Source organism: Ruegeria sp. HKCCD6647-2, assembly GCF_057221075.1.
This window is the reverse complement of record NZ_JBWVBD010000011.1, coordinates 14,722-33,458: the sequence shown is the minus strand read 5'-3', so window position 1 is coordinate 33,458 and position 18,737 is coordinate 14,722. Positions and strand designations below refer to the sequence as shown.

Sequence of the window (18,737 nt, the reverse complement as noted above, 5' to 3'; positions counted from 1 at the left end):
TTTCAGCAACAGTTTCGAAAGCGGTCAACTATCGTGTCCAGAACGTCGTTCGGGTCGCGCTTCCACCAGTTTTGGGCCGAGAAAATCTCGACCTCGCACAGTCCAGCATACCCGGCAGCTTCGACCGCGGTGCGCAAGGAACGCAAATCCGCAACCCCGTCACCCATCATGCCCCGGTCCAGCAACACGTCCGTCGTATCGGCCAGCCAGTCACACAGATGATATCCCAGTATGCGGCCCTGCGCGCGGGTCGCCAGTGTTTCGGCAAGCGTCGTGTCCCACCAGACATGGTAGACATCGATCGCCACGCCTACATTGTCGGCCCCCACCGCGTCGCAGACATTCAGCGCATCGGCGGCGGTCATCAGGCAGGTGCGGTTGCCTGCAGTTGCCGGGTTGAGCGGCTCCAGTGCCAGATGGATCCCGCGCTCCGCCGCATAAGGGGCTGCGCGGGCAACGCGGTCGGTCAGGATTTTCTGGCTTTCCAGAACGCCTTTAGTGCCCGGTTCCGGGCCACCAGTGACGATGGTCAGCACCGAGGTCCCCAAGGCCGCAGCCTGATCAATGGACAGGTGGAAATCATCCATGATCTCCTGATCGGTGGGTAAAGCCAGAGGGCCGGTCAGAAAAGGTGTTCGGCACAGACCTACAATCTGCATTTCCGCATCGTGAACGCGCTGCCCGATCTCGGCCTCGCGCCCGTCCAGCTCGCGCCGCCAGAAAGTGATGCCGCCATATCCCCGCTCGGCGCAGGCATAGATGACACGCTCGGGGGACCATCCAGCGCCATGGCCTTCAAGGTTGTGACCAAGGGTCGCCGTATTCAGGGCCAGCGCGGAATGGTCCTGCGAGAAATCGCGCATCCGCTCAGACCCCGTAAAGTTTCAGCAAATTACCCATCCGCTCAACCGCCAGATCCGGATTACGCAGCAAGCCACATTCATCCGCCATTTTGAAGCAGTCGGTGAAATAGGGCAGGGACCGCGTTGCTTGCGCGCCGTTCAGCATGATGAAATGGTCCTGAAAGCCGTTCAGCCAGGCTAGAAACACCACGCCGGTTTTGTAATATTGCGTTGGTGCACGGAAGATATGGCGCGCCAGCGGCACGGTGGGATCAAGCGTGGCGCGGAATGTTTTGGCGTCACCCTCGCTCAGCTTGCTGACGGCATAGGCTGCCGCCGGGGCCAGTGGGTCAAAGATGCCAAGCAGCGCGTGAGAATAGCCCTGATCGTCGCCTTGGATCAATTCCGGATAGTTGAAATCATCGCCCGTATACATTTTCACGCCGTCGGGCAGACGACGGCGCATGACAACCTCTTTTTCCGCTTCCAGCAGAGATACCTTGATGCCATCCACTTTGGCGGCGTTTTCCTCGATGATCGCAAGGGCTGTTTCCAGCGCGGCCTCGAAGCTGTCTGATCCCCAATAGCCAGCCAATTGCGGGTCAAACATCTCGCCCAGCCAGTGCAGGATCACGGGTTGATCACAGGCGGCCAGAACATCGCGGTATACGGCGATGTAATCTTCGGGGCCTCTGGCCACTTTCGCCAGCGCGCGCGAGGCCATCAGGATCAGGCGACCACCCACCTTCTGGATGGCTTCGACCTGATCCAGATAAGCGCGGCGCACATCGTCCAGAGTGCGTGCATCGGCAGGATCAAGATGATCGGTGCCACAGCCATTGGCGACCAGCGCATCCGGCAGTTCTTCCCTGGTGCGCCGGATCAGTTCTAATGCGCCCTCCCAGTCCAGCCCCATGCCGCGCTGAGCGGTATCCATCGCCTCGGCGATGCCCATGCCCATGCCTGCTAGATAGTGACGAAACTCCATCGTCTTGCCCCAGTCGACATGGGCGTGGCCGGTCGGGTCGTGGTCTCCAAACGGATCGACCACCACATGCGCGGCAGAATACAATACGCGGGCAGAATTGGGTGTCAGCTTCGAGGGAGCAACGGGTGTTCCGACCAATGTGTAATCATGCAATTTGCCTGTGGTGTCGGGAAGCTTGATCTTCATCGGGTGACCTCAGAAACGGGGAACAAGCATTCCGGCATCTGCCGAGATTGCCTGTCCGGTTGTATAGGGAAGTTTGCCGCTGGCCAGAGAAGCGATGATTGTACCCATCTCATCAGGCTGGCCCAGGCGGGGGAATAGGGTCAGCCCATCTTTAGCGCGCTGGTCGTATTGATCGATCACCGGGGCTGTCATGTCGGTGGCAATCAGGCCGGGCTGCACGTCGTATACAGCGATGTTTTCTGGTCCAAGCCGCACGGCAAATGTTTTGGAAATCATCGCAGCTGCCGCTTTGGAGGCGCAATACTCTGCACGAGGGGTAGCGACTGCCACAGCGTTCGATGAGGTCACGTTGACGATACTATGAAAGGTCGCCGCGTCCCGATCCCGCGCCAAAAGGCGTCTGGCAAAAGCTTGCGACAGGAAGAACATCGCCTTTGTGTTCACGGACATGCAGCGATCATAGCTTTCTTCGGACACGTCCAGCAGATCCCCACGCTGCATCACGCCGACGCCGGCATTGTTGACCAGTGTTGTAAGGGGCCCGATTTCGGCCTCAATGGCCGCCAATTGCTCATCGTGGATGGCAGTGTCCGAAACGTCAAAAGCGGCGGCGACAACCGGAACGCCGAATTCGCGGACCTTGTCCACGGCGGCGCTCAGTTCATCATCCAATTGGGGACCGTTGACGGCTATGGCAAAGCCTTCGCGCGCCAAAGCCACGGCTGCCGCAAGGCCGATCCCCCGGGAGGACCCGGTTACAAGTGCTGCGCTGATGCTCATGTTGCTGCCCCTTTTGTCAGCAATTCCCGAGCTATGATCATACGTTGAATCTGGTTTGTGCCCTCATAAATCTGAGTGATTTTCGCATCTCGATACAGGCGTTCCACTTCGAATCCGCGGATATATCCGGACCCGCCAAATACCTGCACAGCGTCCGAAGAGCGCTGTACCGCCATATCTCCGGCAAAACACTTAGCCATTGAACAGGCCTTGGTTGCATCTTGCCCGTTATCGATCTTGTAGGCGGCAGAATGAACCAGCAGTCTGGCCGCTTCGACATCCTTGGCGATGTCGGCCAGCAACCACTGAACCCCCTGGAAGTCTGAGATGGGTTTGTTGAATTGTTTGCGCTGCTGCGCGTAATCGGTGGCGGCTTCAAGGCCTGCCTGACCTATTCCAACGGCCAGAGCTGCGATGCCTACCCGTCCTTTGTCGAGTACGCTCATCATCATGTGAAAGCCTCGCCCTTCTGTGCCCAGCAACGCATAAGCGGGCAGGCGTACATCGTCGAATGACAATGGCCCAACCTGACTGGCGCGCTGGCCCATCTTGAGCTCTTTCGGACCACGCGAAACGCCGTCGGCGTGCAGGTCGACTACAAAGATGGACATGCCGCGATGTCCCGCTTCGGGGTCTGTTTTGGCCAGAACAAACCCCAGATCCGCAACGGGTGCGTTGTGAATCCAGATCTTGCCGCCGTTCAGAACCCAACCATCGCCATCGCGTTTGGCAGTGGTGCGAATACCCGACACGTCTGTGCCCGCCTCGGGTTCGGTGATGCAATACGCGGGGCGCAGTTTCGCGGCCAGCAGATCGCCCAGCCATTTCTGTTGCTGATCCGCCGTTCCGTGACGCACCAGTAGGGTTGTGACCAGTTCAAGCAGGCCGCACTGATCCGCGATCGAGGCGTAGCCGCGCGACAGTTCCTCCATCACCAGCGCATATGTCACCGTGTCGAAACCGGGTCCGCCCAGTTCTTCGGGGACGCCGATGCCGAACAGGCCAAGTTCGGCCATTTGATCATAGATTTCTGCGGGAAAGCGCGAGTCGCGATCCAGTTCTTCCGCCGCAGGGCGGATGACATCTTCTGCGAATTGTCGGGTCATATCGCGGACTTGAATATGGGTTTCCGTCAGAAACATAGCTGTGCCCCAAGATGTAACTAATCAGTTACTAATACGCGTGCCCGAGGCGGTTCGTCAAGTGGGTTGATCGGTTTTGCCACATGAGGTAAATAACCAACCAGTTACTTAATGACTGCGTAATTATCGGCGATCCGGTTTGCATATGGGAGGCTTGCATGAATCCGAATACACTGAACAAGTTTGGCCGGGTGGATCTGAACGTATCCGCCTTTGGTTTTGGCACTGCGCCGATTGGCAACATCTTTCGCGAGATCGACGAGGCAACGTCGGACGCGATGATCCAGCACGCCTGGGACAAAGGCGTTCGGTATTTCGACACCGCTCCGATGTATGGGCATGGCCTGTCCGAAATGCGGACGGGGCACAGCCTGCGCTGGAAGGACCGCGGTGATTTCATCCTGTCGTCCAAGGTTGGCCGGGTGCTGAAACCTGCGCGCCGTCAGGACATCAATTTCGAGCCCTGGACCAACGCCGCGCCCTTCACCATGCATTTCGACTATAGCTATGATGGGATCATGCGGTCATTCGAGGACAGCCTGCAGCGCATGGCGCTGGAGCATATGGATATCTGTTTTATCCACGACATCGACGTTTTCACGCGCGGCGCCGAGCAACCCGAGGTATTCAAGCAGGCCATGGATGAGGCCTGGAAAGCGTTGGAAAGCCTGCGTGATCAGGGTGTTGTCAAAGCTATCGGCGTCGGCGTGAACGAGTGGGAAGTGTGCCATGCCGCACTTGAACAGCGCGATTTCGACTGCTTCCTGCTGGCCGGGCGCTATACGTTGCTGGAACAGGACGCTTTGGACAAGTTCCTGCCGCTTTGTGAAGAGCGCGGCGCCGCAGTGGTCGTCGGTGGCGGCTTCAACTCGGGCATTCTGGCTACGGGTGCAAAGGAAGGAGCCAAGTACAACTATGCTCCGGCCCCTGCTGATATCATGGACAAGGTTCGCAACATCGAAGCTGTCTGTGCCGAATACAACGTGCCGCTGCCCGCCGCCGCGCTGCAATTCGTGGTCGCGCACCCGGCGGTGCCGACTTTCATGGCGGGCACTCGCACGGTCGAGCAGCTGGATCAAAACCTGAACTGGTTCAGCCATGACATCCCGACCGAGTTCTGGGCAGACCTGAAAACCAAGGGTTTGCTGCGCGAAGATGCTCCGGTTCCGGAATGACCGCTGATCCCCTGGCTGCAGGGACCTATGGCTATCACGATCTGCAGGTCGGGGATGTGATGAAAACCGGGTCTGCCGAGATAACGGCAGACCTGATTGCCGCTTTTGCTGAACTGACCGGCGACAAATACCCGCTGCATCTGGATGATGATGTGGCCCGACAGCTTGGCTACAAGGCGCGAGTGGCGCATGGGCTGCTGGTCCTATCTGTTGTCGATGGGTTGAAGTTCCAGTCCGATGCACGGCCTGACGGGCTGGCCTCGCTGGGGTGGAACTGGCGCTTCAAAATGCCCGTCTTCGCGGGTGATACGATTCGGGCTGAGCTAATCGTCGTCTCAAAACGCATTACGGCATCGGGAAAACGCGGGATCACTGAGTTTCAGTTTGATGTTTTCAATCAGGATGATCTGAGAGTTCAGCACGGAACCAATGAGTTGATTTTTGACCTGCAACTTCAACAGGACTGACGAGGGGTACATGTCGATATCAATCACCAAACGAGTCATCACGCATAAGGCGGCCAATGCGGCGGTTCTGGCAGCGCTGGATCATGCGGCGCTGAACGCATGGTCTGTTGCCGCAATTGTGGTCGATCCGGGTGGGCAAATGGTTGCCGCCGGACGGATGAACACGGCGCCCGCCGCCGTGGCCGAATTCGCGCAGGACAAAGCGCGCACAGCCGTTCTGGGAAAATCCACGCGGGCGTTTGCCGAACGCATGTCCTCGCATCCGAACTTGAAAATGGGTTTGCTGAACCGCCGGGGATTGTGCGCCTGGGATGGCGGTGTTCCTATCTATGAAGACGGTGTGTTGATCGGTGCAATGGGTGTATCGGGTGCAGCCGGTCCTGACGACATTCAGTGTGCTAAGGCTGGCCTGACGGCGATTGGTTCGGGCGATTGAATTGAGTTTGACCGTTGTTGCGTTGAAGGGCGTTGGCGGCAACGGTTACATGATCCAGCGCCGAAGACCTGATACTGTCTCGGTCTGAAGAGTATTTTCCTGACAAAACGTTTCTTTGCTGCCTCTGCATCCAAGTGGACGGCGGGAACGGGTGGCGAGCTGCAGTCAATCTGGCATCAACCTATTCCGCCCTTTCGATTGCATTCAAATCAAGCACCATAAAGTGAACTAATACAAAATATGAGAAACATCCCGTGAATCACACCGGTATTTGATGGGAAACTGATGCATCTTTTTTCACGTCGCATCGGCAAACGTATGCGCACTGGGAGGAGACAATGTCACAGTTCAGTATTACAGGTGCGAATATTTGGGATGGCGTTTCGGACGACTGTTATCCGGGCACCGTTATCGTAACGGACAACAAAATTACAACGGTCACCAGAGGGGAAAGCCGTTCCGCCGAAAATGTCGGCGAGACGATAGACGGCACCGGTCACACATTGATGCCAGGTATGGTCGAGGGTCATTGCCATCCCAGTTTCACCGGAGTGGGCGAACCTTGGGAACTCGGCCAGCTTTGCCCGGAACAGCATATGCTGTTGACGGCTCAGAATTTGCGACTGCTTTTAAGCCATGGGTTCACTTCGATATTTGAAGCTGCCTCCGCAAAGCCAATGCTGGGTGTGACCGCGCGGGACGCAATTAATGCCGGTATGCTGGCCGGACCCCGGATGCGCGCCTCAAGCCCCGAAATTACAACAACCGCCGGTTTGGGCGACGAGAGAAAGCGCCACATCTATCAGGAAAGCTTCGGTCTGGTCGCGGACGGTCCAATCGAGATGCGCCGCGTGGCACGTGAATGCGTTCGCGACAATGTCGACAATATGAAGATCAATATCTCGGGGGATGAGTTCGTCTCATTCGCGCGCGCCGAAATCACACCGCTGGAAGATGATGAGCTGGCCGCCTTCATGGCAGTGGCCCGGAAGTACGGGAAGACGGTTGCGGCACATGCCCGGTCGTCGGAGTCGGTAAAAATGGCAGTGCGTCACGGCGTAGATTGCATCTACCACTGTGACTTCGCAGACGAAGAAGCGCTGGACATGCTGGAAGAGGCCAAGGATCGCGTCATCCTCGGCCCCGCCTTTGGTCTGGTTCACAACGCGACCCGCGAAGGTGAGGCGGTGGGCATCACCAAAGAAGTGGCCGAAGACCTGAACCTTTTCCGCAAATTCGACGCCACCTGCGCCACGTATCACGAAATCCGCAAACGCGGTCTGCGCGTGGCCGTTGGTGGAGACTATGGTTTTGCTGTGACGCCGATGGGTCAGAACGCCCGAGATCTCGAACATTTCGTGCGCTATTTCGGCTACACACCCATCGAGGCGCTGCGCTGTGCCACAATGGTTGGTGCTCAGCTGATGCAGATGGAGGATCAGATCGGTCAGGTCAAAGAGGGCTTTCTGGCTGATCTGCTGCTGGTCAAAGGCGACGTTACCAAGGATGTGAGCCTCGTGCAGCATCAGGACAACTTGTCGATGATCATGAAGGACGGGGTGATGTTCAAAGACCCTCGAACCGGCATCAATGCAAGCGGCTTGATCCGCGCTGCCGAATAAAATCAATACGTTAAGGAGGAAACGCATGCGTATTCTGAAAACCGCGGCCGCGGCCGCGACTCTGGGGCTGTTTGTCGGATCGGCGATGGCGGATGGATATCAAGGGGTGCCGCGCACCTTTCTGTGGAACCCCGGCGCGTTGGAAATCTATGACGCGGCCGAGTACAAGAAAGAAGGGCCCTATACGATCGGGTTCTCGAACGCTTCGATCTCGAACCCATGGCGCGTGGCAATGCTGCATGGGATCGAAGCTGCAGCCGAGCGCAACGCTGACAAGCTGAGCCGCTTCATCATCACCGATGCAAATGACGACCCCAGCAAACAGGCTGCCGATGTGCAGGATCTGATCGCACAGGGCGTTGACATTCTGCTGATCTCGCCAGCAACAGCCGAAGCGATGGACCCGGTCATTCGCCGCGCCAAGCGGCAGGGTCTTCCGGTGGTTCTGGTCGACCGTTCGGTGCCCTCGGACGAGAACTTCATCAGCTTTGTTACTGCCTCGGATCAGGCGCTGGGTCGGATTTCGGCTCAATGGCTGGCTGAGAAGCTGGACGGTAAAGGCAAGGTCGTGATGTTGGGCGGTTTGGCCGGGGCGTCCCCTGCCGAAGCACGCATTCAGGCCGCAATGGAGGTGTTCAACCAGTTTCCCAAGTTGGAAGTGTTGGAGACGCAATACACCAGTTGGTCACCCGCCAACGGTAAAACCATCATGTCCGCACTGATCCAGAAATACGGTGATGAGATTTCGGGCGTCTGGGCAGACTCGGGCCTGCAAGGCTCGGGCTCGATCGAAGCCTTCCTTGCTGCCGGATATGAGGCCGGAACTATCCCGCCGCATACGGGTGGCGACTTCAACGCGATGTATCAGCTGTCGGTGAATAACGACGTGCCGATGGTCGGCATTGACTACCCCCCAGCCATGGGCGCGCGCGCGTTTGAGGTTCTGTTCGACGTTCTGGACGGAAAGGGCATCCCAAAGCGGATCGAAGTAAATCAGCAGGTTGTTGTGTCTGAAGGGCACGAGACGCCTTCCGTGCAGGCGGACGTGTTCGTCGCGGATTATGCGCTGATGGACAAGCCGGGCTCAGTCATCATGTCCTCGGGCGTTGGGGACGACTACGATCCGGCCACCTTCTCGGCGGTCTATCCCAAGTAACCGGGATCAAAACAGGCAGGGGCGGTATTGCATCGCCCCGCCACCACGGGAGGAGAGAACAATGGCACAGCCATATCTGGCCGCGCGCGGTCTCAGCAAGTCATTTGGCCCCAACGAGGTGCTCAAGGGGATCGAGTTCGAAGTCCATGGTCACCATGCCGTTGCGCTGTGCGGTGAAAATGGAGCCGGAAAATCGACGCTGATCAAACTGCTGACCGGGTTGTATGTCCCAACGGGCGGGCATGTGGAGTTCAAAGGCCGGGAAGCGGGTTGGTCCGATCCGCGCCAGAGCCTTGCCGCCGGGATTGCAGTTGTGCATCAGGAGTTCTCAGTGCTGGGGGCCTTGTCGATTGCCGAAAACATCTATCTTGGCGCCGAACCACGCACCAAATTGGGTTTGATCGATCGCAAGGCTTTGAAGCGTGACGCGCAGGCTCTGCTGGATGATCTGGGGATTTCTCTGAACCCGGACAATCTTGTTGAAACCCTGTCGGTTGCCGACAAGCAGATGGTCGAGATTGCCAAAGCTCTAAGGGTTGAAGCTAAGGTTCTGATCCTGGACGAACCGACAGCCGTGCTGAGCCAGAACGAAACCAAGCACCTATTCCGCATCATCAACGACCTGCGGGAACGGGGGATGGGGCTGGTTTACGTCTCGCACCGGCTGGATGAGATTTTCGAGATATGCACCGACATCACGGTGATCAAGGACGGGGTCGTTACCTCGAGAGGGCCGACTACGGACTATACCCATGACAGCGTGATTGCTGCCATGGTGGGGCGCGAGCTTGGTGACCTCTTCCCGCACAAGGCCGCGAACCCAACGGCGGGCGAGAAGGTGCTGGAGGTGGAGAACCTTGTTGTGGCTCCGCACCTTCCGCCCGCCAATCTGGACGTCCACGCGGGTGAGATTGTTGGGCTGGCCGGTCTGGTCGGCTCGGGCCGGACCGAACTGGCACTGGCATTGTTCGGGGCCGCACCGGCCACCGGGCAAGTAACCCTGATGGGTGAGCCAATACCACATCGCGATCCGGCGGGCTGTATCGAGGCGGGCATACTGATGCTGACCGAATCCCGCAAAGATGACGGGTTGTTCCTGAACTCCTCGGTCGCGCGAAACTTCGCGGCAACGACACCGGGCTTCGGCGTGCACCACAACGCCATCCCACCGGGGCATGAGGAGCGTCGCGCCGCGGTTCTGAAAGAACGCCGTGGCGTGGTGGTGGATCACGTTGGCCTGCCGATCTCGGCGCTGTCGGGTGGTAACCAGCAAAAGGTCCTGATCGCGCGATTGCTTGAGAACCGGCCCAAACTGCTGATCCTGGACGAGCCCACCAGGGGCGTCGATGTCGGTGCAAAATCAGAGATCTACAAGACCCTGCGTGAGTTGGCGGATGAAGGTATGGCCCTGCTGGTCATCTCGTCCGAACTGATCGAGATCGTTGGGCTTTGTGACCGCGTGCACGTTATGCGCGACGGAGAACTGGCGAAAGAGCTGGTCGGTGATGAGATCACCGAAGAGGCAATCATCACCGTCGCCGCTGCCGAAACCTCAACCCATCACGGAGTAGCGGCATGAGCACGATCGCCCGCGCCACACGCGCCCAGCCCGTTCATCTAGTCGTTGTTGCACTGATTGCCATCGTCTTCGTGATTGGCATATCGGCCTCAGACCGTTTCGCGACGCCGCTCAACATAGCCAATGTACAGGACCAGATGGTTGCCCTAGCTATTGTCGCATTGGCGCAGACCGTCGTGATCCTTTCTGGTGGCATCGACCTCAGCTATGCCGGGGCGCTAAGCTTCCTCTGTGTGGTTTTCGCAGCCATAGCCGGGGACACAACGGGGACCTTGTTGTTGGCGGTGGCTGCTGTGGTCGCCCTTGGCATCCTCATCGGTATGATTAACGGAGGCATTACCGCCTATGTCGGCGTGCATCCCCTGATTACTACGCTTGGTACCTCGACCATCCTTGCGGGTGCGGCGCTGTTGATCACCCGGCAGCCATCGGGCTCGGTGCCGTTGTTCTTCGAAGATTTCGCCTATGGCCGTCTCGGCGTGATGCCCTACGGCATGATGTTCGTCATCGCGTTGTACCTGCTGATCGGCTTCATGCTGTGGCGCACGAGTTTCGGAACCCGCATCTATGCGATTGGTGACAATGAGAACGCCGCCGCTGTCTCCGGCCTGCCGGTGAAGCAGACCAAAGTGGCAATTTATGCCTTGTCCGGGCTGCTCTGCGCCGTGGCCGCCATGTATATGACGGGACGGTTCGGGGTCGGCGATCCGCGCGCGGGTGTCGGGTTCGATCTGCGCTCAATTACACCAGTGATTGTCGGCGGTACGCTTCTGGCCGGGGGTAAAGGCGGCGTTCTGGGAACCGCGCTGGCCGTGATATTACTGGCGTTTCTGGCAAATGTTCTGAATTTCATGAACATCTCCAGTTACTACCAGTGGATCGCCGAAGGTCTGATCATCATCGCCGCTGTTTCATTTTTTGCAGGAAAGTGCAAGTCATGACCACGACGGCCACCAACCCCGCAAACACTAAACCCAATCGCAATACGGTCCGCGCGACCCAGCGCCGAGAGTTGCTGATCCTATTGGGATTCCTAGCCGTGATCTGGGCGGTGACCACCATGCTGTCTCCCCGGTTCCTGACACCGGCAAACCTGAAGGACATTCTGATCCAGACCGCACCGTTAGGCTTTGTTGTTATTGGTCAGATGATCGTCATTATCGTCCGAGGGCTCGACCTGTCTGTCGCGTCGATCATGGCAACGGTCGCGGTTTTGTCGACCTCACTGATCGACTCGACGCCTGTCATCTTCATCGTCGGCCTGCTGCTGGGCGGGTTTATCGGAGCGATCAACGGCTATCTCGTCGCCTACCGAAAGGTGACTCCGTTCCTTGCGACGTTGGCCACCATGATCGTGCTGCAAGGGGTGCGTTTTGCCTATACCAAGGGCGCTCCGGGCGGGACCTTGCCGGATACCTTCCGATGGCTCGCGAGCGGCGACATTCTTGGAATACCCGTTGCGCTGATCGCCTTGGCCATCGTTGGTTTCGGGATGCACTGGCTGCTGGAACGGACTGTCTTTGGCCGCCGCCTGAAACTCTATGGCGACAGCCCGGAGGCCGCCTATATGACCGGCGCACCGACCCGATTTTTGGTTGTTATGGCCTTTGTCATCTCTGGCGTACTTGCGGCCATCGCAGGACTGTTTCTGGTGGGCTATGTCGGCATTGTCGACAACTGGACCGGACGTGGATACGAGCTGGACAGCATCGCCGCAGCCGTAATCGGCGGCGCGACACTCTCGGGTGGCAAGGGCTCTGTCCCTGGCGTTTTGCTGGCCGCGTTGATCCTTGTATCTTTGTTCAACATCGTGGTGATCCTTGGTCTGTCCATCGAGTTGCAGTTGGTGATCAAGGGCACGCTGATTATCCTCGCCGCAGCCGTTTACATGAAACGGTCGCAAGGCTGATCCGGAAAGGCGCCCATGTCTCAGGATGAGAAATCAAACGTGCAACGCATTGCGGCGGTCCTGAAAGGGTTCGACGCCGGCAATACGCCGCGCCGCACGCATGACATCCTCGAAGATCTGGGCGTTACCCGCTCTACCGGCTTTGGCCTGCTGAGGGCGATGGTGGCAGCGGGTTGGCTGGAGCGTTTCGACCACGGATTTCTGCGTCTAGGGCCAAAAGCCCGGCAGATGATATTCGCCGCACTTGAGGTGCCTGAAACCATGGAAGGGAAGAAGCTATCGGCGCGACTGGGAAATCCAGGGGCAGAGATAAAAAGCAACGTCCCAGATCTGGAATGGGACCCGGCGCTGGTGCGAACCGTAGACGCCAGCCGGTATCGGCGCGCAACCCCATTTCGTATCGGTTTTTCAAACGCATCAACAAGCAACGCCTGGCGCCGCGCAATGCTACAAAGCCTGTATTATGCAGAGCGGATTGCGCAATCTCAGATCGAAGCGCTAATCGTGCTGGATGCGCAGGATGACCCGGCCTTGCAGCTTGAACAGATAGATGAGCTTGTTGCTCAGGGCATTGATCTTCTGCTGATATCCATCACCTCGGTCAACGATCAGGCCCTCAGCGACCGTTTAGGAGAGCTGGCCCATGAGGGCCTGCCGATTGTCGCAGTCGACCGGCGACCGAATGACCGGTCATCGCTCGTTTCATTTGTCACGGCATCGGACAGCCGGATCGGGCGCATTAGCGCCCAGTGGATGGCTGAGACGTTGTCCGGTCAAGGCCGCGTCTGGATGCTGAGCGGGCTCGATGGGGCGAGCCCGGCCTTGCGCAGACAACAGGCGGCGCTGGCGGTATTTTCCGAATTTCCAGGCATCAGGGTTGAGAATGTCAGCTACACCGATTGGACCGAAGCAGGTGGTTATGACGCAATTGACAACGTATTGGCCGAGGCGCGCCGACCACCGGACGGGGTTTGGTGTGACAGCGGCTTGCAGGGCGTAGGCTCGGTCCGACGGTTTCTGGATGGCGGCTTCAATATTCCTGCCCATACCGGTGGGGACCTGAACGAGATGTACAAACTGTGCCTCCATCACAAGGTGCCGATGGCCGCACTCGACTATCCGGCAAGCATGGGCGCAAGGGCGCTGGGGTTGGCACTGGATATTCTGGGAGGCAACACGGTTCCGCAACGCGTGGAAGAGCCTGTGCAGATCGTTTTGCCGCGGGGCTTGGAGACGACTTCGGTCAAGGCTGACAGCTGGGCTGAACTGCATGTCGCCTGGGATTTGCCGGACGATGCAATCCTTTCGCAAGGCCCGGCCTTGCGTCGAGACAAACGATCCATCAAAGGGAGTGCCACAGGATGACCCATTCTGCCTATGCTCGCGCCGTCGACGTTTTTGAAGCGCTCATAACGGCGCCGGGGCACGACGCATTTGCGTCTCCGGCGGGACTGATCCGAGCAGCGGGCGTGCCCGCCAGCAGTGGGTACCGTCACACCGCCACGCTTGAAGCCGAGGGGATGCTGCGTCGCGACGCTCAGGGCCACTACCTGTCCGGCATGTCCGCTATCCGGGTTGGTCTGCATGGTTTTGGCATTGGCCGAATGGCACCGCCGGTGCAGCCCATTCTTCTGCAACTGCGCCAGAGCACTCAGCTTACGTCCTTTCTGGCTGTCGCGCAGGATATGGAATTGCGCATGGGTCCGCACACGGTCGGTCGCGAGACGCGTGGCATTCCGGTGCAACCGTCATACGGGTTCGAAACCATCCCCGATCTTGCCATCGGCGATGTTTCCGAGATCGGCTTGCGTTGGTTTGAAGGTTCGGTCGCCCGTCGTACGACTGTGGCCTTGATCCCTGTCGAAAGCTCGACCAGCAGCATTGCGCTGTTGGGGCTGGTTCTGAGTGCGGCACGCGGTACCAGCGACGTGGAGACCCGGGTTTTGCGACAGGCATACGAGCAGATCAAAGAGCAAGAGATCTGAACATGCAGGCTTTCTGGGATCGTCAATTCAAGTTTTCCGAGGTCATTCCTGATTTTTACGATGCGTTGAACCGCATGGCGAAGGACAGTGAGGCCGTCGCCAAACAGGTGCAGTTTTTGCGTGCCACCTATGGCGACCATCCGCGGCAATGGGTGGAATGGGTCGAGGGCACGGGACCTCAGTCCGTGTTGCCAGTGATCATCCACGGCGGCTATTGGCGGGCGCTTCAGGCGGAAACGCATCGCTTCATGATGCCGGGATTTCTGTCCGCCGGGGCGGCCGTCGCCAACACAGAATACCGTCTGATACCCGAGGTTCGGCTGACCGATGTCGTGGAAGACGTCAAATCGGCTCTGCGCACGCTGGCCGAGGCTTTCCCCACCGCGAGGTTCGTTTTGATTGGCCATTCCGCCGGGGCGCATCTTGCCTTATCCGCCCTAACCGATGATGCGCTTGCAGAGCGGACATTGGGCGTTCTGTCGATCAGCGGAGTGTATGACCTGGCCCCGGTGCGGCTTTCCTTTTTGCAATCGGAATTGGCCTTGTCCACGGAGGAGGTGTCAGAATTCACTCTGTCACCGCAAGCGGACCGTCCGCCCGTTCTCTATATCAACGGCGGCGCAGAAACGCCCGAATACCTGCGGGGTGGAGCGCTGATGTCGCAACCCGAAAACGCCGATTGGCATATAATCGACGATGCGGACCACTTGTCTCTGACCTGGGCCACCTGCGATCAGGCTGATGCGCTTCTGTCCAAACTCTTTTCTCTGGGAAACACCAAATGACACTGAACTTACCCGACATTGGAACGTTCGTTGGCCGGATCTGGCTGCCTCAAGCGCAAGGTCCTGCGCTTGTGGTGCGAAGGGGAGAACGTCTGCTCGACATCACCTCACCGGTCGTGCCGACCATGCAGGCGTTGCTGGAATTGGACGACGCGGCTTCGACCGTTCAAGCTATTGACGGCACGGATGTTGGCCGCATTGACGATATCGCCGCCAATTCGAGCGAGTCTCCGAACGCCTCCAAGCCCTATTTCCTGGCACCATCCGACCTACAACCGATTAAAGCCTGTGGCGTGACTTTTGTGTCGTCGATGCTGGAACGTGTGATCGAAGAGAAAGCCAAGGGCGATCCGGCCAAAGCCGACGCAATCCGTGCCCGCTGTACCGAAATTCTGGGCGATAGCCTGCGCGCGGTGGTTCCCGGTTCAGACAAGGCAATGGCATTGAAAGTCGCGCTAATCGCGGAAGACGTGTGGTCGCAATACCTTGAGGTTGGGATTGGCCCGGACGCCGAGGTGTTCACCAAATCGCAGGCCATGTCCGCAGTTGGCTTTGGGGCCAGCATCGGACTACATCCGATTTCAACCTGGAACAATCCGGAACCTGAAATTGTCCTGGCCGTCGACAGCGAGGCCCGTATCAAAGGCGCGACCCTTGGCAATGACGTGAACCTGCGCGATGTCGAAGGGCGCTCGGCCCTGTTACTGGGCAAAGCCAAAGACAATAATGCCTCTTGCGCGATAGGCCCAATGTTGCGGCTGTTCGATGACAGCTTTGATCTTGATGACGTCAGGCAGGCTGAACTGACATTGCAGGTAACTGGTGAAGAGGGTTTTGAGTTGCATGGTACCAGTTCGATGGCTGAGATCAGCCGGGACCCGGAAGACCTTGTGGGACAGGCGCGTGGGGCGCATCATCAATACCCTGACGGGTTTTTTCTTATGCTTGGCACGCTCTTTGCGCCGACGCAGGACCGTGACACGCCAGGTGGCGGTTTCACTCATAAGATGGGTGATCGCGTCGAAATATCGAACCCGATGCTGGGTTCATTGGCCAACACCGTCCGCCTTTCAACTGAATGCCCACCTTGGGTTTTCGGCACGAGCGCATTGATGAAAAATCTTGCCGCGCGCAAACTAATCTAAGGAAATGGACATGAACGGAAACAGCCTAGTTGCCGGAGAATGGATCGCAGGTGAAGGCAGCTTTCAATCCAGCCCTGCAACCGGCGATGCCAAAACCTATTCCGCAGGTACTCCGGCGCTGGTCGAGAATGCCTGCGCGGCGGCAGAAGACGCTTTTTGGTCGTACGGTTATTCTACGCGCGAGACGCGCGCTGTATTTCTGGAACGCATCGCTGATGAGATCGAAAAGCGCGGCGCAGAAATCACCGAAATTGGCTGCTCTGAAACAGGTTTGCCAGCTGGTAGACTGGAAGGTGAGCGGGGTCGCACCACGGGGCAGCTGCGCCTGTTCGCCGACCATATCCGCGAAGGTACCTATCTGGACTATCGTCATGACCCTGCTTTGCCGGATCGCCAGCCGTTGCCACGCCCGGATCTGAAGATGGTCCAACGCCCGATCGGTCCTGTGGCTGTATTCGGCGCGTCGAATTTTCCTTTGGCCTTTTCCACCGCTGGCGGTGATACCGCAGCGGCTCTGGCTGCGGGGTGTCCTGTGGTGGTCAAAGGCCATCCAGCGCATCCAGGCACGGGCGAGATCGTGGCTGAGGCTATCGACGCCGCCCGGCAGGCCCTGGAACTGCATCCGGGCGTTTTCAGCTTTGTGCAAGATGGTGGTATCGCTGTAGGAGGTGCACTGGTTCAGAACCCGTTCATCAAAGCGGTCGGTTTTACGGGGTCGTTGCGCGGTGGCCGCGCCTTGTTCGATCTATGCGCGGCGAGGGTTGAGCCTATCCCGTTTTTTGGTGAGTTGGGATCGGTCAACCCAATGTTCCTGTTGCCCGGAGCGCTTAAGTCGCGCGGCACCGAGATCGCAAAAGGTTGGGCTGCCTCTTTGACCATGGGCGCGGGTCAGTTCTGTACCAATCCTGGAATTACCTTTGTGCCCGAAGGACCGGACGCTGAGGCATTCATTGACGAGGCCGCCGCTTCGTTGCAGGAAACGGCCCCCCAAACCATGCTGACAGATGGCATTGCCCAGGCGTTTTGTGAGGGCCGGGATCGGATTGCATCGACTCCAGATGTGACGACAGTGGTCTCTGGAACAACAGAGAACCGGGCTGCGGGAGCCTATCTTTTCAGGGTTTCGGCTGATGCTTTCGAAGCCAAGCCGGTCTTGTCGCATGAGGTCTTCGGACCCTTGGGAGTAGTGGTCGTTGCCAAAAATGTCAGTGCTTTCACCTCTATCGCACGTGCGCTGAAAGGTCAGTTGACTGCAACGATGCATATGGACTCCCAAGACACCGAGTATGCGGCTCAGCTAATGCCGATACTGGAACGCAAAGCCGGACGTGTTTTGTTCAATGGGTTTCCGACCGGAGTCGAAGTCGCCGACAGTATGGTGCATGGCGGCCCTTATCCAGCATCGACCAATTTCGGGGCAACAAGTGTTGGTACACTCTCGATCCGCCGTTTCTTGCGACCGGTATGTTATCAGAATGTGCCCGCAGAGATCAGAATTGGCACTTGATACCCTGTATGTAAGAGGTCGTCTGGGCTTTTTTGCCAATACGCTCCGCAACGGGCAGGAAACGAGGCGATCAACGCATCGGTGTTGAAATACACTGGCGGCCATTCACTATCTGCATTCCCGGGCGTCAACGGTCAAAGTTTGCAAAAGATCCGGTTGTGCTCGTGAACACCAATCTCAACCAGCAAGGCCCAGCAGTTGTCTGGCTTCTTGCCACGTTGCAACAGGGCGATCGTGTTTTGCACAAAGTTTTGCGGTGCGTGCCACAAGGGCTGCGTTGGAGGGGGCGAGCGTGTCCTTGTCCAACCGCACATTGTCCTCAAGCCCGGTGCGGGCATGGCCTCCGGCGGCAATGCACCATTCATTCAGGGTCAGTTGATGTGGTCCGATACCCGCACCGCACCATTCCGCATCGGGTGCCAGACGCTCAACCGTGCGCACGTAATAGTCGAACACGTCCCGATCCACGGGCATCGCGTTTTTCACACCCATGACGAACTGCACGTAGAGCGAACCCTGGATACGGCCATCTTTGTTCATGGCCACCGCCTGATGGATGTGCGACAGGTCGAAAGCCTCGATCTCGGGCTTTACGTTGTAGGTCCGCATTTCCACGGCCAACCAATCCACCAGATCTGGGCTGTTTTCATAGACACGGGTCGGAAAATTGTTGGAGCCAACCGCCAAGCTCGCCATATCGGGTTTGAGCGGCAGCATTCCACCACGTTCTCTCTCCGCTCCCGAACGCCCACCAGTTGACAGTTGAATGATCATGCCAGGGCAGTGTTTTTTGATACCTTCCATAAGCTTCGCGAATTTTTCCGGGTCGCTTGTTGGCGTTTCGTCGTCGTTGCGGACATGAGCGTGCACAATGGATGCTCCGGCCTCGAAGGCTTCTTGCGTGCTTTCGATCTGTTCCTCAACGGTGATCGGTACCGCCGGATTGTTCTTCTTGGTTGGAAGCGATCCGGTGATGGCAACGCAGATGATGCAGGGTTTGGGCATGGGTTTCTCCGAATTTTGGGCGCGCGTC

At 58.1% G+C, this 18,737-nt stretch carries 18 protein-coding genes; 13 read left to right on the top strand and 5 right to left on the bottom strand.

Annotation, left to right across the window (positions count from 1 at the left end):
• Positions 1 to 2: 2 nt before the first annotated feature.
• Genes AC2TDJ_RS20065 through AC2TDJ_RS20050 form a run of 4 tightly spaced genes read right to left on the bottom strand, consistent with a single transcriptional unit; the run spans position 3 to position 3,938 of the window.
• A complete protein-coding gene (locus tag AC2TDJ_RS20065; protein ID WP_480844451.1) occupies positions 3 to 863 on the bottom strand; it encodes a sugar phosphate isomerase/epimerase family protein in 861 nt (286 codons plus the stop codon).
• 4 nt (positions 864 to 867) lie between these two features.
• Complete coding sequence (locus AC2TDJ_RS20060) at positions 868 to 2,016, bottom strand: dihydrodipicolinate synthase family protein (protein WP_480844450.1); 1,149 nt, start codon at positions 2,014 to 2,016, stop codon at positions 868 to 870.
• Between the two features lie 9 nt (positions 2,017 to 2,025).
• Positions 2,026 to 2,796 carry a 3-ketoacyl-ACP reductase gene (locus AC2TDJ_RS20055; protein WP_480844449.1) on the bottom strand — a complete coding sequence of 257 codons (771 nt, stop codon included), beginning with the start codon at positions 2,794 to 2,796 and terminating at the stop codon, positions 2,026 to 2,028.
• Complete coding sequence (locus AC2TDJ_RS20050) at positions 2,793 to 3,938, bottom strand: acyl-CoA dehydrogenase family protein (RefSeq protein WP_480844448.1); 1,146 nt, start codon at positions 3,936 to 3,938, stop codon at positions 2,793 to 2,795. Before AC2TDJ_RS20050 ends, AC2TDJ_RS20055 begins: the two co-directional genes overlap by 4 nt.
• A 158-nt stretch (positions 3,939 to 4,096) precedes the next feature.
• Between AC2TDJ_RS20050 and AC2TDJ_RS20045 the strand changes: the two genes are divergently transcribed.
• The 13 genes from AC2TDJ_RS20045 (at position 4,097) to AC2TDJ_RS19985 (ending at position 17,704) form a co-directional block, all read left to right on the top strand.
• Entirely contained in the window at positions 4,097 to 5,113 is a 1,017-nt protein-coding gene (locus tag AC2TDJ_RS20045) for an aldo/keto reductase (protein ID WP_480844447.1), read from the top strand.
• A complete protein-coding gene (locus AC2TDJ_RS20040) occupies positions 5,110 to 5,580 on the top strand; it encodes a MaoC family dehydratase (RefSeq protein WP_480844446.1) in 471 nt (156 codons plus the stop codon). The genes AC2TDJ_RS20045 and AC2TDJ_RS20040 overlap by 4 nt, the downstream gene beginning before the upstream one ends.
• Positions 5,581 to 5,590: 10 nt before the next feature.
• A complete protein-coding gene (locus AC2TDJ_RS20035) occupies positions 5,591 to 6,016 on the top strand; it encodes a GlcG/HbpS family heme-binding protein (RefSeq protein WP_480844445.1) in 426 nt (141 codons plus the stop codon).
• Between the two features lie 338 nt (positions 6,017 to 6,354).
• The gene (locus AC2TDJ_RS20030) at positions 6,355 to 7,638 is read left to right on the top strand and encodes a metal-dependent hydrolase family protein (protein ID WP_480844444.1); all 1,284 of its coding nucleotides are present in this window, start codon (positions 6,355 to 6,357) and stop codon (positions 7,636 to 7,638) included.
• A gap of 25 nt (positions 7,639 to 7,663) precedes the next feature.
• Entirely contained in the window at positions 7,664 to 8,794 is a 1,131-nt protein-coding gene (locus AC2TDJ_RS20025; protein WP_480844443.1) for a substrate-binding domain-containing protein, read from the top strand.
• Between the two features lie 61 nt (positions 8,795 to 8,855).
• A complete protein-coding gene (locus AC2TDJ_RS20020) occupies positions 8,856 to 10,373 on the top strand; it encodes a sugar ABC transporter ATP-binding protein (RefSeq protein WP_480844442.1) in 1,518 nt (505 codons plus the stop codon).
• Entirely contained in the window at positions 10,370 to 11,314 is a 945-nt protein-coding gene (locus AC2TDJ_RS20015) for an ABC transporter permease (RefSeq protein ID WP_480844441.1), read from the top strand. The genes AC2TDJ_RS20020 and AC2TDJ_RS20015 overlap by 4 nt, the downstream gene beginning before the upstream one ends.
• On the top strand, positions 11,311 to 12,282 hold the full coding sequence (locus tag AC2TDJ_RS20010; RefSeq protein WP_480844440.1) for an ABC transporter permease: 972 nt from the start codon (positions 11,311 to 11,313) through the stop codon (positions 12,280 to 12,282). The genes AC2TDJ_RS20015 and AC2TDJ_RS20010 overlap by 4 nt, the downstream gene beginning before the upstream one ends.
• 15 nt (positions 12,283 to 12,297) lie before the next feature.
• Positions 12,298 to 13,647 carry a substrate-binding domain-containing protein gene (locus AC2TDJ_RS20005; protein WP_480844439.1) on the top strand — a complete coding sequence of 450 codons (1,350 nt, stop codon included), beginning with the start codon at positions 12,298 to 12,300 and terminating at the stop codon, positions 13,645 to 13,647.
• On the top strand, positions 13,644 to 14,267 hold the full coding sequence (locus AC2TDJ_RS20000; RefSeq protein ID WP_480844438.1) for a helix-turn-helix domain-containing protein: 624 nt from the start codon (positions 13,644 to 13,646) through the stop codon (positions 14,265 to 14,267). Before AC2TDJ_RS20005 ends, AC2TDJ_RS20000 begins: the two co-directional genes overlap by 4 nt.
• A gap of 2 nt (positions 14,268 to 14,269) precedes the next feature.
• Complete coding sequence (locus AC2TDJ_RS19995; RefSeq protein ID WP_480844437.1) at positions 14,270 to 15,052, top strand: alpha/beta hydrolase; 783 nt, start codon at positions 14,270 to 14,272, stop codon at positions 15,050 to 15,052.
• Entirely contained in the window at positions 15,049 to 16,197 is a 1,149-nt protein-coding gene (locus AC2TDJ_RS19990; RefSeq protein ID WP_480844436.1) for a fumarylacetoacetate hydrolase family protein, read from the top strand. The genes AC2TDJ_RS19995 and AC2TDJ_RS19990 overlap by 4 nt, the downstream gene beginning before the upstream one ends.
• A 4-nt stretch (positions 16,198 to 16,201) precedes the next feature.
• Positions 16,202 to 17,704: an aldehyde dehydrogenase (NADP(+)) gene (locus AC2TDJ_RS19985; RefSeq protein WP_480844435.1), complete on the top strand. Its 1,503-nt coding sequence runs from the start codon at positions 16,202 to 16,204 to the stop codon at positions 17,702 to 17,704.
• 177 nt (positions 17,705 to 17,881) lie between these two features.
• Here AC2TDJ_RS19985 and AC2TDJ_RS19980 read toward each other — a convergent pair whose 3' ends face one another.
• Positions 17,882 to 18,709 (bottom strand): 3-oxoadipate:acetyl-CoA acetyltransferase, encoded by an 828-nt coding sequence (locus AC2TDJ_RS19980; protein ID WP_480844434.1) that lies wholly within the window; start codon positions 18,707 to 18,709, stop codon positions 17,882 to 17,884.
• Positions 18,710 to 18,737: the final 28 nt, after the last annotated feature.